14 protein-coding genes are annotated in these 14,148 nt (G+C 73.9%); 8 read left to right on the top strand and 6 right to left on the bottom strand.

Going from position 1 to position 14,148, the window contains the following annotated elements:
• The 4 genes from BM242_RS15365 to BM242_RS15350 form a co-directional block, all read left to right on the top strand.
• A partial coding sequence (locus BM242_RS15365; protein WP_175541432.1) for a cellulose binding domain-containing protein occupies positions 1-319 on the top strand: 319 nt, incomplete at its 5' end.
• A 99-nt stretch (positions 320-418) separates the two neighbouring features.
• Entirely contained in the window at positions 419-1,954 is a 1,536-nt protein-coding gene (locus BM242_RS15360; RefSeq protein ID WP_093839375.1) for an acyl-CoA synthetase, read from the top strand.
• Between the two features lie 144 nt (positions 1,955-2,098).
• On the top strand, positions 2,099-2,890 hold the full coding sequence (locus BM242_RS15355) for a PaaX family transcriptional regulator (protein WP_245834107.1): 792 nt from the start codon (positions 2,099-2,101) through the stop codon (positions 2,888-2,890).
• Positions 2,891-3,010: 120 nt separating this feature from the next.
• Complete coding sequence (locus tag BM242_RS15350; RefSeq protein WP_245834105.1) at positions 3,011-4,381, top strand: extracellular catalytic domain type 1 short-chain-length polyhydroxyalkanoate depolymerase; 1,371 nt, start codon at positions 3,011-3,013, stop codon at positions 4,379-4,381.
• Between the two features lie 109 nt (positions 4,382-4,490).
• On the opposite strand, the gene BM242_RS15345 is transcribed toward BM242_RS15350, so the two are convergent.
• Positions 4,491-5,402 (bottom strand): oxidoreductase, encoded by a 912-nt coding sequence (locus BM242_RS15345; protein WP_093839373.1) that lies wholly within the window; start codon positions 5,400-5,402, stop codon positions 4,491-4,493.
• 81 nt (positions 5,403-5,483) lie between these two features.
• Between BM242_RS15345 and BM242_RS15340 the strand changes: the two genes are divergently transcribed.
• A complete protein-coding gene (locus tag BM242_RS15340; RefSeq protein WP_093839372.1) occupies positions 5,484-6,104 on the top strand; it encodes a TetR/AcrR family transcriptional regulator in 621 nt (206 codons plus the stop codon).
• Between the two features lie 85 nt (positions 6,105-6,189).
• On the opposite strand, the gene BM242_RS15335 is transcribed toward BM242_RS15340, so the two are convergent.
• Positions 6,190-6,852: an SAM-dependent methyltransferase gene (locus BM242_RS15335; protein ID WP_093839371.1), complete on the bottom strand. Its 663-nt coding sequence runs from the start codon at positions 6,850-6,852 to the stop codon at positions 6,190-6,192.
• A gap of 109 nt (positions 6,853-6,961) precedes the next feature.
• Here BM242_RS15335 and BM242_RS15330 point away from each other — a divergent pair, with 109 nt between their 5' ends.
• Positions 6,962-7,540, top strand: coding sequence for a helix-turn-helix domain-containing protein (locus BM242_RS15330; RefSeq protein WP_093839370.1), 579 nt, complete (start codon positions 6,962-6,964; stop codon positions 7,538-7,540).
• Positions 7,541-8,218: 678 nt separating this feature from the next.
• Here BM242_RS15330 and BM242_RS15320 read toward each other — a convergent pair.
• Positions 8,219-9,187, bottom strand: coding sequence for a LysR family transcriptional regulator (locus BM242_RS15320; RefSeq protein ID WP_093839369.1), 969 nt, complete (start codon positions 9,185-9,187; stop codon positions 8,219-8,221).
• A 79-nt stretch (positions 9,188-9,266) separates the two neighbouring features.
• Here BM242_RS15320 and BM242_RS15315 point away from each other — a divergent pair, with 79 nt between their 5' ends.
• Both BM242_RS15315 and BM242_RS15310 read left to right on the top strand, forming a co-directional pair.
• Positions 9,267-10,229 carry an EamA family transporter gene (locus tag BM242_RS15315; RefSeq protein WP_093839368.1) on the top strand — a complete coding sequence of 321 codons (963 nt, stop codon included), beginning with the start codon at positions 9,267-9,269 and terminating at the stop codon, positions 10,227-10,229.
• Complete coding sequence (locus BM242_RS15310; protein ID WP_093839367.1) at positions 10,226-10,918, top strand: NAD(P)-dependent oxidoreductase; 693 nt, start codon at positions 10,226-10,228, stop codon at positions 10,916-10,918. The genes BM242_RS15315 and BM242_RS15310 overlap by 4 nt, the downstream gene beginning before the upstream one ends.
• 31 nt (positions 10,919-10,949) lie before the next feature.
• Here BM242_RS15310 and BM242_RS15305 read toward each other — a convergent pair whose 3' ends face one another.
• From BM242_RS15305 to BM242_RS15295, 3 genes are read right to left on the bottom strand one after another with little or no spacing between them, the layout of a single operon-like run.
• The gene (locus BM242_RS15305; protein WP_093839366.1) at positions 10,950-11,960 is read right to left on the bottom strand and encodes an ArsA family ATPase; all 1,011 of its coding nucleotides are present in this window, start codon (positions 11,958-11,960) and stop codon (positions 10,950-10,952) included.
• Positions 11,951-12,208, bottom strand: coding sequence for a cory-CC-star protein (locus tag BM242_RS15300; RefSeq protein WP_093839365.1), 258 nt, complete (start codon positions 12,206-12,208; stop codon positions 11,951-11,953). The genes BM242_RS15305 and BM242_RS15300 overlap by 10 nt, the downstream gene beginning before the upstream one ends.
• Entirely contained in the window at positions 12,205-13,905 is a 1,701-nt protein-coding gene (locus tag BM242_RS15295) for a carbon starvation CstA family protein (RefSeq protein WP_093839364.1), read from the bottom strand. The genes BM242_RS15300 and BM242_RS15295 overlap by 4 nt, the downstream gene beginning before the upstream one ends.
• Positions 13,906-14,148: the final 243 nt, after the last annotated feature.

Here is a 14,148-nt window from a genome sequence, read left to right as displayed (position 1 = left end):
CACCTGCGGTGTGGACTACCGGGTGGCGGGCGACTGGGGCAGCGGCTTCCAGGGCGAGATCGTCATCCGCAACACCGCCGCCACCGCCCTGACCGGCTGGACCCTGGACTTCGCCTTCCCCGCCGGGCAGAGGGTCACCAACATGTGGGGCGGCACCCCCGCCCAGAACGGGAACACGGTCAGCGTCACCCCCGCGGACTGGACCCGCACCATCCCCGCCGGCGGCTCGGTCACCCTCGGCTTCATCGGCACCAGAGGCACCACCAACCCCGCCCCCACCACCTTCACCCTCAACGGCACCACCTGCACCACCACCTGACCCACCCCCCCGGTCCGTGCGGGAGCCCACCCGGACTCCCGCACGGACCGGCCGCCGGGGACGGCGCACCCCGACCTCCGACCTCGCCGAGGAGCCGCCATGCGCAACCAGGGCCTGGGGTCCTGGCCGGCCCGGCGGGCCCGCCGCACCCCGCACCGGACGGCACTCGTCCAGGACGACGGCGGCGCCCCGCTCACCTACGACGCCCTGCACCGGCGCACCGTCCGGCTGGCGCACGCGCTGCGCGCCCGGGGTGTGCGGCACGGCGACCGGATCGCCTATCTGGGCCCCAACCACCACACCTTTCTGGAGACCCTGTTCGCCGCCGGGACGCTGGGCGCCGTCTTCGTCCCGCTGAACACCAGGCTGACCGCGGCGGAGCTCGGCCTCCAGCTGCGGGACTGCGGACCGCGGGTGCTGGTGCACGCCCCTTCGCAACGGCGGCCGGTGGCCGCGCTGCCCCCGCAGGCCCGGCCGGCCGTGGTGCTGGAGACCGGGCCCCACTACGAGAGCCGGCTGGCCGAGGCCGTCGACGATCCCCTGGACGAGCCCGTCCGCCCCGACGACCTGTGCCTGATCATGTACACCTCGGGCACCACCGGCCGGCCCAAGGGCGCCATGCTCACCCATGCCAATCTCACCTGGAACGCGGTCAATGTCCTGATCGACCACGACCTGCTCGCCACGGAGCGGGCCCTGGTGACCGCTCCGCTGTTCCATGCCGCGGGGCTGGGCATGATCACCCTGCCGGTGCTGCTCAAGGGCGCCACCTGCGTGCTGGCCGCCTCCTTCGACCCCGGCCGCACCCTGGAGACGATCGCCCGCCACCGCATCACCTTCATGTTCGGCGTGCCCACCATGTACGAGCTGATGTGCCGGCATCCCGCCTGGCAGACCGCGGACCTCTCCACGCTGCGCCTGCTCACCTGCGGCGGGGCGCCGGTGCCCGCCCGGCTGGTCCGCGCCTGCCGGGAGCGCGGGCTGACCCTCCGGCAGGGCTACGGCATGACCGAGGCCGGGCCCGGGGTGCTCTTCCCCGCCGCCGGGCACGCGGCGACCGGGGAAGGTTCGGCCGGTGTCCCGCATTTCTTCACCGATGTCAAGGTGGTCCGGGCGGACCTGACCGAGGCGGCACCGGGCGAGACGGGCGAGATCCTGGTGCGCGGCCCGCACGTCGGTCCCGGCTACTGGGGACTGCCGGACGCCACCGCGGACGCCTTCACCGACGGCTGGCTGCGCACCGGTGACGCCGCCCGCGCGGACCCCGACGGCCATCTCGTGATCGCCGGCCGGATCAAGGACATCTACATATCCGGCGGCGAGAACGTCTGCCCCGCCGAGGTCGAGGAAGCCCTGCTGGACCACCCGGACATCGCCGACTGCGCCGTCATCGGGGTACCCGACGAGACCTGGGGCGAGACCGGCCTGGCCCTGGTCGTTCCCCGCCCCGGTGCCGCCCTCGACCCGGAGCGGATACCGCCCTTCCTGGCCCGCACCCTGGCCCGCTACAAGATCCCGCGCTCGGTGCTGGTGGTGGACGAACTGCCCCGCACCGCCTCCGGAAAGCTCCTCAAGAACCGGCTGCGCGCCCGGTACGCCCCGGCCGCGGCGCCGGACCCGCCGCGCCCCTCGTGAGCCGCCCCGGCCGGCCGGGATACCATCCCGGGACGGTCCCGGCCGCCCGCCCCGCCGGCGGGTCCCGGCGCGGGAGCCGGGCGGTGAAGGGAGCGCATGGTGGCGGGGGGAGCGGGCGCCGGGGACGGTGCCGCGGAGCGGGCCGTGAGCGCCCAGACGCTGATCTTCGCTCTCTTCGGCGACCAGGTGCTCGGCCGCGAGGTGGCGGTGGCAACCGGCGGCGTCATCACGGTACTCGGCCGGCTCGGCGTCGGGGAGCACGCCACCCGGGCGACGATCGCCCGGATGTCCGGCCGCGGGCTGCTGCGCCCGGTCCGCCGGGGCCGGCAGGTCTTCCTCGCGCTGACCCCGCGCGCCGACGCGGTGCTGCGCGACGGCCGCCACCGGCTGGAGGCCGACATCGTCCTCGGGGACTGGGACGGGCGCTGGACACTGCTGGCCTTCTCCGTACCGGAGTCCCGGCGTGCCGACCGGCACGCCCTGCGCACCCGGCTGAGCTGGCGTGGCTTCGGGCCGCTGCGCAGCGGCCTGTGGGTGTCCCCGGCGGACACCGATGTCTCCCGGGAACTGGGCGAGCTGGATCTGCTGGAACACTGCGAGGTCTTCCGCGCCGAGGCGGCACTGTGGACCGACCCCGCCCGGATCGTGCGGGAGGCATGGGACCTGCCGGTGCTGGCCGCCGGATACCGGCGGTTTCTCCAGCGGTGGTCCGGCGGCTGTCCGGTGCCCTCCGACGCCCTGTCCCGGCGGACGCTGCTGACCGCCGAGTGGCTGCTGCTGATCCGCCAGGACCCACGGCTGCCCGGGACCGTGCTGCCGGCCGACTGGCCCGGCGTCCCGGCGCAGGACCTCTTCCGGGCGTTGCACCGCCAACTTGCCGCTCCGGCCCGCGAACTGGCCGAGGACGTGCTGGCGACCGTCGCGATCCCACAGTGACCGGCCGGGCGGTCCGCCCGGCCCGGCACCCGCCCGCTCCAGTATTTGTCGATGCCTTGACGGTCGTCATGAACATGCCTAACTTCGCAGTCGTGGGCGGACCGTTCGAGAGGAGGAAGGGTGACACGCATCAGAGCCGCGTCAGCGGCTGCCCTCAGCGCCTTGGTGATCATCATGGCCGGCCTCGGCCTGGCCACCCCGGCCGGCGCCGCATCACTGGTGGAAGTTTCTGATTTCGGCAGCAACCCAGGCAATCTGCGCATGCACCTCTATGTGCCGGACTCCCGCCCGGCCAGCCCCCCGGTCCTGGTCGCCATGCACGGCTGCGGCGGCTCCGGTCCGGGTTTCTTCCAGAGCAGTGAGTTCGGATCCCTGGCCGACCGGTACGGCTTCATCGTCATCTATCCGACGGCCACCAAGTCCACCGCGATGGGCAACTGCTTCGACGTGTGGTCGGACGCGTCCAAGCGGCGGGGCGGTGGCAGCGACCCGGCGTCGATCGTCTCCATGGTGGATCATGTCGTGCGGAACCATGGCGGCGACGCGGAGCGGGTCTTCGTCACCGGTTCCTCCTCCGGCGGGATGGAGACCAATGCCCTGCTCGCCCTCTATCCGGATGTGTTCCGGGCCGGAGCGGTGTTCATGGGCGTTCCCTTCGACTGCTTCGCGGGGGAGGCGGACTTCCCGCCCTGGACCAGCCGGTGCACCGGCGGCAGCATGGACCGCACCCCGCAGTCCTGGGGCGACGCGGTCCGTCAGGCCCACCCGGGATACTCCGGGCCCCGCCCGCGGGTGCAGCTCTGGCACGGAACCAACGACACCCTGGTGCCGTACCAACTGCTGCGGGAGCAGACCGAGCAGTGGACCAATGTGTTCGGGCTGAGCCAGAGCCCGGCCTCCACCGACCAGCCACGGCCCGACTGGAACCGGCAGCGCTTCGCCGACTCCGGGGGCACCGTGCGGGTCGAGGCCATCTCCGTGCAGGGCGCCGGCCACAGCCTGCCCGGGAGCGGCATGGCCGAAGAAGCCATCACCTTCTTCGGACTTGACGGCAGCGACCCCGGCACCACCGGCGGCACCTCCACCACCGGCGGCACCTCCACCACCGGAGGCACCTCCACCACCGGCGGCACCACGACCACCGGCGGCACCACCACGGGAGGAACCGGGGACGGGACCTGCCGGGTGACCTACACCACCAACAGCTGGAACAACGGGTTCACCGCCGAGGTCACCGTCACCAACACCGGCTCCGGCGCCGTCAACGGCTGGACGCTCACCTGGAGCTGGACCGGCGGCCAGCAGGTCACCAACGGCTGGAACGCCACCGTCAGCCAGTCGGGCGCCCAGGTCACCGCCCGCAACGCGGACTGGAACGCGGCCATCGCGCCGGGCGCCGGCGTCAGCTTCGGCTTCCAGGGCACCCACAGCGGCAGCAACCCGGCTCCCGCCGGTTTCGCCCTCAACGGGGCGGACTGCACCTCGGGCTGACCGCACCGCAGACCGCGCACCGCGCGGGCCCAGTACCGCGGCGTCCTCCGCGGTCCCCGGGACCGGACCCGGTCCGGTCCCGGGGACGTCGGCAGGCCCGGAGCGGGCCTCAGGCCGTTGTCGTCAGTTCCGGGAAGGCCACGCCGGTCAGTTCCTCCGATACGGTCCACAGGCGCCGGGCGGTGGCCGGGTCGCTGGCCGCCCGCGTCCGGCCGACAAGTGTCGGAGCGCCGCGCATTTCGCCGAAACCGTCGGGTCCGACGTAGCTCGCGCCGGGCAGGTCCTGAACGGCGGCATACAGGGTGGTCAGCGCGCCGGCCTTGCTGTCCTGGGCGTACACGCGGTTTCCGATCCACATCATGGCCCGCCGTACCGGGCTCGCGTCATGGCTCTGGAGCCTGGTGGCGGACCACCCGGGGTGGGCGGCGAGGGCCCGGACGGCGGAGCCGGCCGCGGTGAGCCTGCGCTGCAGTTCCAGGGTGAACAGCAGGTTGGCGAGCTTGGACTGGCTGTATGCCGCCACGGGCGCGTAGTCGCCGCTCATGCCGAGGTTGTCGAAGCGGATGAACGGCTTCCCGGGCCCGCGGTGCGCCTGGGACGCCACCGTCACCACGCGGTCGGTGAGGTGCGGCAGCAGCAGGTTGGTGAGGGCGAAGTGCCCCAGATGGTTGGTGCCGAACTGCATCTCGAAGCCGTCCTTGGTGCGCGCCTCCGGGATGTTCATGACCCCCGCGTTGTTGACGAGAAGGTCCAGGCGGCCATGCCACCCGACGGCGAACCCGCGGACGGACTCCAGGTCGGCCAGGTCGAGCCGGCGCACCTCCACGCTGCCGCGCACGGTGGCCGCGGCGGCCTCGCCGCGCCGCAGATCCCGCACGGCGAGCACGACATGGGCGCCCGCGCGGGCCAGGGCATCCGCCGTGTCGAGGCCGAGCCCGCTGTTGGCCCCGGTCACGACGGCGACGCGGCCGGTCTGGTCGGGGATGTCGGAGACATCCCACTTTGCTGGTCTGCTGTCCATGGAGGGGAATGTAGTCGTCGCCAACAATGATGTCAACGTCAACATTGTTGGCGTCGACTACCCCTCGTTACACTCACCACCATGCAGTCCGCGCCGCACCGCTACCACCACGGAGACCTCCGCGCAGCCCTGCTGGTCCGTGCCGAGGAAACCCTCAGGGAGAAGGGGCGGGGTGCTCTGTCGCTGCGGGAACTCGCCCGCGACCTGGGTGTCAGCCACGCCGCGCCGGGCCGCCACTTCAAGGACAAGCAGGCGCTGCTGGACGCGCTGGCGTTCTCGGGATTCGAACGGCTGGGCGCGCTCATCACGGCGTGCCGGGAACGGTCCGGTGAGACCTTCGCCCGGCGGCTGGAGGCCGTGGCCCGCACCTATGTGGACTTCGCGACGTCCAACGCCGAGCTGCTGGACCTGATGTACTCGGCCAAGCACGCGCCGGCGGCCTCCGAAGCGCTGGTCGCCTCGGCCCACCGCGGGCACGAACAGGTCGTCGAACTGATCGGCGAGGGGCAGCGCCGGGGCGAGGTGCGTCCCGGATCGCCGGAACGCCTCACCCTCGCAGTCTTCTCGGCGGTGCACGGCTACGCCTCCCTCGCCGCCAGCGGCATGCTTCCCCCGGGCGGGGACGAGTACGGGCTGGACGACACGATCACGCAGATTCTGCGGGGACTGGCACCGGATCGGACTCCACCGGCCTCCTCGTAGGCCCCGGCGAACCACACACCCCTGCGTGCCGTGCGGCAACGCGAGGCGGGATCCGCCGGTCCCGACGACGCCGGTGTTCCGGGCCTCACCGCGGCGCTCGCCGGAGCAGCAGGACGTTGTCGGTGACGGTGGCGGTCTCGCCGGCGGGCCCGGTGGCCCGGCGCCGGGGCATGGCCGCGCGCAGGACCGGCCACTGCCCGGGGTCCAGATGCAGCCCGGCGGCGATCTCGGCCGGGGTGGGGTAGTGGGCATCGGGGTCCTGGTTCCAGGACCAGGGCGCGGTGGATCCGTGGTCGACGATCAGCAGCAGGCCGCCGGGCCGCAGGGCGCGTGCGGCGGTGCGCAGTATCCGTGCCCGGGGCAGCGCGAAGGGGGTGTGGAAGTACTGCGCGGAGACCAGGTCGAACGTCCCGCCCGGGAAGCTCCGGGAGAGGTCGTGCCGCTGGGCGTCGACCCGGCTTTCCAGGCCCAGTTCGCGGGCCCGCTCGCGCACGCGGCCGACGGCGGTGGCGGAGATGTCCACGGCGGTGACCCGCCAGCCGTGCCGGGCCAGCCAGAGCGCGTCACCGCCTCCTCCGCAGCCCAGATCCAGCGCGGTGCCGGGGCGGAGCGGTGCGGCCGTCTCGGCGAGCAGGGGGTTGACGCGCTCTCCCCGGCCGCGCCGGCTGCCGTAGTGCCGCTCCCAGAACCGTTCCGCCTCGTCGTCCGCGGCGTTGCGGGAGGTGTCCTGGCCGGGGCTGGTGTCCATGCGCGAGGCTCCTTCGTCCATGGGTGTGCCGGGGACTGCCGGACGACGCGAGCATCACCCCGTCCATTGCCGTCTTGCAAGAAAAGTTGCCGATCCGCATGATGGCCGGATGGCCACGGACGACAAGGAAGTACTGGCAGGGGTGGGGCCGCGGCTGCGTGTCCTGCGCCGGGCGCGGGGCACCACGCTGGCGGCGCTGGCCGCCGCGACCGGCCTCACCACGAGCACGCTGTCCCGGCTGGAGAACGGACGACTCCGCCCCACCCTGGAGCAGTTGCTGCCCCTGGCCCGGGCGCACGGCGTCACGCTGGACGAACTGGTCGCGGCGCCGCTGACCGGCGACCCCCGCATCCATCTGCGGCCGGTGCGGCGCTCAGGGCTGGTGATGGTGCCGCTGACCAGGCGGGCCGGGGGCATCCAGGCCTACAAGGTGATCCATCCCCCGGCGGGCCGGGCACCCACGATGAACCTTCAGACCCACGAGGGATACGAGTGGTTCTACGTCCTCAACGGCCAGGTCCGCTTTGTGCTCGGCGAGCGGGAACTCCGGCTCGGCCCCGGCGAGGCCGCGGAGTTCGACACCCGCCTGCCGCACTGGATCGGCAGCGCCGGGAGCGAGCTCGCGGAACTGCTGGCCCTGTTCGGCGCCCAGGGAGAGCGCGCCCACCTGTCGGCATCCGCCGGATGACCACCCGGACCGGACACCCCGGCGGCCCCGCCGGTTCGGCCCGCCCCCGGCCCGCGCTCGCGGTGCCGGTGGCCGAAAACGGTTTCGGAACCCCCGGGGGCCGGGGCATCGCCCGGGCCGCCGACTCGACCCTGACCGTGCGCGCCGAGGAGGCCACCGGCCCGGTCACCCGCGCCGCCTCCGGCGGGCTCTACGCACTGCGGGACAACTCCGTTCCCGCCGACTCCCTGCTGCTGCCGCTGCGGATGCACTCCGTCACCCAGCCCGCCCCGCGGGTCGGCCGGCGTCCCAACGGCCAGCCTCCCGGCGGCGACGCGCTGGTCACCGCGCCCAAGGCAGACCGCACCGGGGCGGCGGTGATCATCCGGATGCCCGACATCTACCCGGACTTCCCCTACCGCTGGGTGAGCTGGAGCGACTGGCTGGGCCGGGTCGATCTCCAGGTGCGCGACCGGCTCGCGGCGACCGCCGTGTCCAACATCGAGGGCTGGGAGCTGTGGAACGAGCCGGACTGGACCTGGGACACCTCGGCCGCCGGCCCGTTCAACGACGGATGGACCAGGACCTTCCGCCGCGTACGGGAACTGGACCCGGTCACCCCGATCGTGGGGCCCAGCACCACGCACTATCGCCGGGACTACATCCGCCACCGGTGGAAACCGGCCGGCCCGGGCCTGGTCAGGCGGGCCGGCCGGCGCCGGCCTCCGGGGCCGGCCCGGCCGCCGGCGGGCCCCCGCGCGATGCCGGTGCCCGGGCCCCGTGGACCCCGTGGACCCCGAGGACGTCGAGCATGGCGCGGGTCGCCGGGCTGGGGTTGAACCGGCTCCACGCCAGATACTCGACCCGGCGCGGCCCGTCCACCACCGGAACCAGCACCAGTTCCGGATCCCCGGCGGCCAGCGGGCGGATGAACGCCGAGGGCAGCAGCGCGACGCCGAGCCGCCGCGCGATCAGCCGGGTCATCAGCTCCACCACCCCGGCCTCGTAGGCGACATCGCGGACCAGACCGGCCGCGGTGAAGGCCTGGTCGGACTGGGCCCGGGCGGGGGTCCCGGCCACGAAGTCCACAAAGCTCTCCCCGGCGATCTCCGCCAGCGTGACCCGGGAGGCGCCGGCCAGCCGGTGCCCGGCCGGCACCACCAGCACGTGCCGGTCGTGGTCGAGCACGACCGTCTCCACCCCGGCCGGCCGTTCGCCCTCCGGCAGGCCGAGAAAGGCGATGTCCAGGTCGCCCGCGCGGATCGCCGCCGCCATGGCGTCGCTGCGTCCGGAGCGCAGCACGACCCGGACCTGCGGGTGCCGGGCCCGGTAGCGCTGGAGCACCTCGGGCACGTCGACGGCGGCCGTGGTCACGATCACGCCCACGGCGAGCCGGCCGCGCACCACGCCGCCGGCCGCGGCGGCGTCGGCGGCCGCCCGGTCGGCAGCGGCCAGGCACTCGCGGGCACCGGCGACGAACGCCGCCCCGGCACTGGTCAGTTCGACACGGCGGCTGGACCGGGCGAACAACCGGACCCCGAGTTCCCGTTCCAGGCCGGCGATCCGGTGGCTGAGCGAGGACTGCACCACCGAGCAGCGCTCGGCGGCACGGGTGAAGTTGCGGGTCTCGGCGACGGCGACGACGTAGCGCATCTGTTGCAGGTCCACGGAACAATCGTTCTTGTTCATGGCTGGCATGGCAAGCATGCTTTGGAGTCATGGAGGCCGAAGGCCGAGACTGCCTCGCATGCAGACCTTGACCGAGCGGTCGCCGGGGCCGGCGCGGACCATGACCGCGCAGCAGGCGGCGACCGTGGCGCTGACCGCCCTCGCCCCCGCCTCCTGGGGCACCACCTATGCCGTCACCACGGAACTGCTGCCCTCCGGACACCCGCTGTTCGCCGGCCTGATGCGGGCCCTGCCCGCCGGGCTGGCCGGGCTGGCCCTCACCCGGGTGCTCCCGCGCGGGGACTGGTGGTGGAAGGCCGCCGTCCTCGGCGTCCTCAACATCGGCGCACTGTTCCCCCTGCTGTTCCTGGCCGCCGAACGGCTCCCCGGCGGCGTCGCCGCGACTCTCGGCGCCGCCCAGCCGCTGCTGGTCACCGGCCTGGCCATCGCCGTGCTCGGGGACCGGCCGACGGCGTGGCGCTGGACCTGGGGCGTCCTCGGCGTGCTGGGCGTGGGCCTCGTGGTGCTCGGGCCACAGGCGCGGCTGGACGCCGCCGGGGTGCTCGCCGGCCTCGGCGGTACGTCCGCCATGGCCGGCGGTGTCGTGCTCACCAAGCGCTGGGGCCGTCCCCCCGGGGCCGGTCCGCTGACCCTGGCCGGCTGGCAGCTGACCGCCGGCGGCCTGCTGCTGCTCCCGCTCACCCTGGCGGTGGAGGGGGTGCCGCAGCGGATCGACGCCGGGGCCGTCGCCGGCTATCTCTGGCTCGGCAGCATGGGCGGGCTGATCGCCTACACCCTGTGGTTCCGCGGCATCGGCCGGCTGCCGGTCGGTGCCTCCGCACCGCTGGTGCTGCTGTCGCCGCTGGTCGCCGCAGTCGTCGGCAGTGCGCTCGGCGAGCGGCTGAGCGCGCCGCAGACCGCCGGTTTCGTGCTCGCCCTGGCCGCCCTGCTCGCCGTGCAGTTCAACTCCCCGGACCTGCGCGCCCGCCTCGCCCGCGGCAGGCCCGCGGGACACCGCACCCGGAAGGAGCGGATCCGATGACGCCGGACCGGGCGACGAGGCGCCGGACGATCGCCGTGCTCGGCGCCACCGGAATGGCGGGCAGCCGGGTGACCGCCGAGGCGGCTGCCCGCGGGCACCGGGTGCTCGCCCTGTCCAGGAAGCCGGTGGGCGCACCGCCCGGCGTGCGGCCGGCCGCGGTCGACGCGGGCGATCCGCGTGCGCTGCGCGAGGCGTTGTCCGGCGCCGCGTCCCACGGCGCCGTCCCCGACACGGTCGTGGTGACCGTCCGCACCGTTCCGGCCGACCGGGAGTTCCTGGTCCGCGCGACCCGTGCCGTGCTGGACATCGCCGCCCCGCGCGGGATGCGCGTCCTGGTCATCGGCGGGGCCGGCGCGCTGCGCAGCCCCGGCGACCGGGAGCTGCTGGTCGCCGACAACCCCGCGTATGTGCCGGGCGAGTACCGCGCCGTCGCCGCCGCCGGGGTCGCCCAGCTGCGGGCCTGCCGGACCCATGCCGCCGCGGACTGGGTGTATCTCAGCCCGCCGGCCCTGCTGCTGCCCGGTACCCGCACCGGCCGCTACCGGCGCGGTACCGACACCCTGCTCACCGCCGCCGACGGCCGGTCCTGGATCAGCGCCGAGGACCTGGCCGTCGCCGTGGCCGACGAAATCGAGCACCCCGGCCCCGAGCGCCACATCACGGTGGTCCACCGGGATCCGCCGCCGTGAGGCCGGCGGCCGTACCGCCGCCGTACGGGGATCACCCGGCGGGGGAGGAGCCGAGCCGTCCGGCCAGCGCGGCAAGCGCCGCCGTGCCCACCAGATCTCCCGGCAGCAGCGGCACATCGAGCAGCGGCACGTCCGGGACCCGCCGCCGGAGCCGGCGGAGGTGCTCGTCCTCCTGCCGCCGGCGCCGGGCGAGCAGCTCACCGGCGTCCGCCGGGGAACGGCGGTTGGCGACGAGTGCGGCCACGTCGACACCCAGCGCGGTGAGCTTTCCGTACACCTCCATGGTCTCGGCGACCGGGAGCAGCTCGGCGGTCAGCACGAGCACGAACCCGGTCTGCTCCGGGTCGGTCACCACATCGCGCAGCCGGGAGAAGCGGCTGCGCCGGCGCAGCAGAATCCGGCGCAGCTCGGCGTCCCGGCCGGTCTTCCCGCCGCCCCCGAGACCGCGCACCGCGTCGCCGAACCGCTCGGACCGGTCGCGGTTGGCGAGCAGCGTCTCGGTCCAGGAGGTGAGCTGTTCGGGCAGGGCGAGCAGCCGCAGCGTGTGGCCGGACGGGGCGGTGTCGAAGACAACCAGGTCATACCCCTGCTCGCCGAGCTCCACCGCCTCGGCGATCCGCTCCAGCACCGCCGACTCGTGGGTGCCGGGCGCCTGCCGGGCCAGCTCCAGATGGCGGGCGGCCGGCGCGTGCATCCGCTCGGGGAGCAGCCGCCGCATCGTTTCGGCGACCGCGGACAGGTGCCGCTCGACCGTGCGCTCCGGATCGATCTCCAGCCCGTCGACATGACCCGCCGGCCCCGCCGTCCCGGCCCCCGCCCGGGGGAGAAGGTCTCCGGGTCCGGCGAGGCGCAGGGGCTCGTCGCCCACCGGGCGGCCCCAGAGGTGGCCGAGATTGTGGGCGGGATCGGTGGAGACCAGCAGCACGCGGGCGCCCGCCCCGGCACGGCCGAGGGCGAGCGCCGCGGCGACGGACGTCTTCCCGACCCCGCCCTTGCCGCCGACGAAGACGACCCTGCGTGAGGTGAGGAGATCTAGCAGCACCCGACATGCTCCAGTGGCGAGCGGTCCATGCCCATCCGGCGGTGCCAGGCGTGGAAGTCCTGGTAGAGGGCGGGCAGCAGTTCGGCGGTGTAGTAGGCCGCCGGGTCGGGCACGCCCAGCGCCTCCGCGAGGACCACCATCCGGAAGAGGTCGTCCTCCTCGCGCCGGGCGCGGGCGAAGGTACGCCGGTAGGGGCCGGCGCAGAACTCCTCCAGCCCGGCCCGGAACGAGGCCCAGCGGGAGGTCATGCCGTCAGCCCGGCCTTCGCCGTCACATCGGCGTCCAGGGCCTCCGGCGGTTCCCGGGAGGCCCGCCGCATCGCGAGGACCGCCTCCAGGGCCACCCACAGCGCGGCGACGATGATGACCAGGTCGATGACCAGCAGCAGCCAGTCCTGGGCGTCGTAGAAATCGCCGAGCTGCACGAACGCGGCCCAGAGCGCCATCACGAACACCACCGCCAGCGGCACCAGCGCAGGCACCGGGTTGCGCCGCTTGCGGATCAGCATGACCGCGACGATGGACAGGGTCAGCGATGCCAGCAGCTGGTTGCTGGTGCCGAACAGCGGCCAGATGCGGAGGCCGCCGTCGCCCCCGGCGCCCTGGCTGAAGGTCAGTCCCATCCCGACGGCGACCGCGACGAGGGTGCCGGCACCATTGTTGATCCGCACCTTCACCACCTCGCCGGCCTCCTGGACGACGAAGCGCAGCAGGCGCACGCCGGTGTCCATGGTGGTGGCGGCGAACAGCACCGCCATGGTGGCCAGGATGGTCGCGCTGAGGGAGGCCGGCAGGCCCAGGCCGCCGTTGACGATCGCGCCGCCGCCTTCCACGAACGCGGCGACGCCACCCGAATTGAAGGCGCTGTAGACGGATTCCCAGTCGGCCAGAGTGCGGTAGCCCGCGGTGGCGGCGATGATCGCGCCGAGCGCCAGCATGCCCTCGCCGACCGCGCCGAAGTAGCCGACGAAGCGGGCGTCGGTCTCCTTGTCCAGCTGCTTGGAGCTGGTGCCCGAGGACACCATGCCGTGGAAGCCGGAGATCGCACCGCAGGCGATGGTGACGAAGAGCAGCGGCACCAGGTCCGGGGTGCCCGCGGGCACGGCGTCGTTGAGGGCCGGGGCGACGACCGCGGGGGCGCTCAGCAGCACCGAGACGAACAGGATGCCGAGCCCGACGAAGAGCTGGACGCCGTTGATGTAGTCGCGCGGCTGGAGCAGCACCCACACGGGCATCAGCGAGGCGACGCCGGCGTAGACGAAGAGGGCGAGGATCCAGAAGGTCGCCGGGGACATCCCCAGGATCGGGTCGGGCAGTTCCACCGGGACGGCGTCGCCGAGCAGGATCAGGCCGTAGAGCGCCGCAACGCCGATCACGGTGACCAGACCCAGATTCATCCGGTAGCGGTAGACCGCCTGGCCGACCAGCAGCGCCACCGCGACCGCGCCCCAGGCGGGGATCACCGCCGAGGGGGTGGAGATCAGCAGGTTCTTGATCACCACCGCGAAGGCCGCGACCACCATCAGCAGCAGCAGGAAGATCACGACGAGGAACAGGTTCGCGCCCCGGCCGCCGATGTAGCGGCCGGAGAGCGCGCCGATGGAGCGGCCCTTGTTGCGCGCCGAGGCCCACAGGGCGCCCAGGTCGTGCATGCCGGCGAAGAAGACCGTGCCGAGGGTGACCCACAGGAACGCGGGCAGCCAGCCCCAGATGACGGCGACCGCGGGGCCGACGATCGGCGCCGCGCCCGCGACCGAGGTGAAGTGGTGGCCCCACAGCACGAACTTGTTGGTCGGGACGTAGTCCACGCCGTCCCGCAGCTCGTGGGCGGGCGTGCTGAACGACGCGTCAAGCCTGAAGACGCGGTTGCCCAGGAACTTCGAATACAGCAGATATCCGCCCGCGAACATCGCGAGGCCGATCAGGAGCAGGGGAAGCGCATTCATACGATGCCCTCCGGGGTCTGGGGAGGCGGAGCGGCTGCCGCCCGGGAGGTTTCCCCGGGCAGGCAGTCGGCGGGGACGGCGGAGCGTGGCCCTCCCGGCCGGGGAACCGGCGGCCCACGCCCCACGTGCGCGCCTCGGCGGTGTGTCCGGACCCGGTGTGCCGCGCCGGGGCGGCGGGCCGTCCCTGTGGCGCGCGGCATCGCCGGGGCGAAGGCCGGCCGCCCGGCCGCCCCGGTGGCACAG

Origin of the sequence: Streptomyces aidingensis (genome assembly GCF_900112355.1) — a bacterium.
GTDB classification, from domain to species: domain Bacteria; phylum Actinomycetota; class Actinomycetes; order Streptomycetales; family Streptomycetaceae; genus Streptomyces; species Streptomyces aidingensis.
This window is presented reverse-complemented; position numbering and strand designations above follow the sequence as displayed.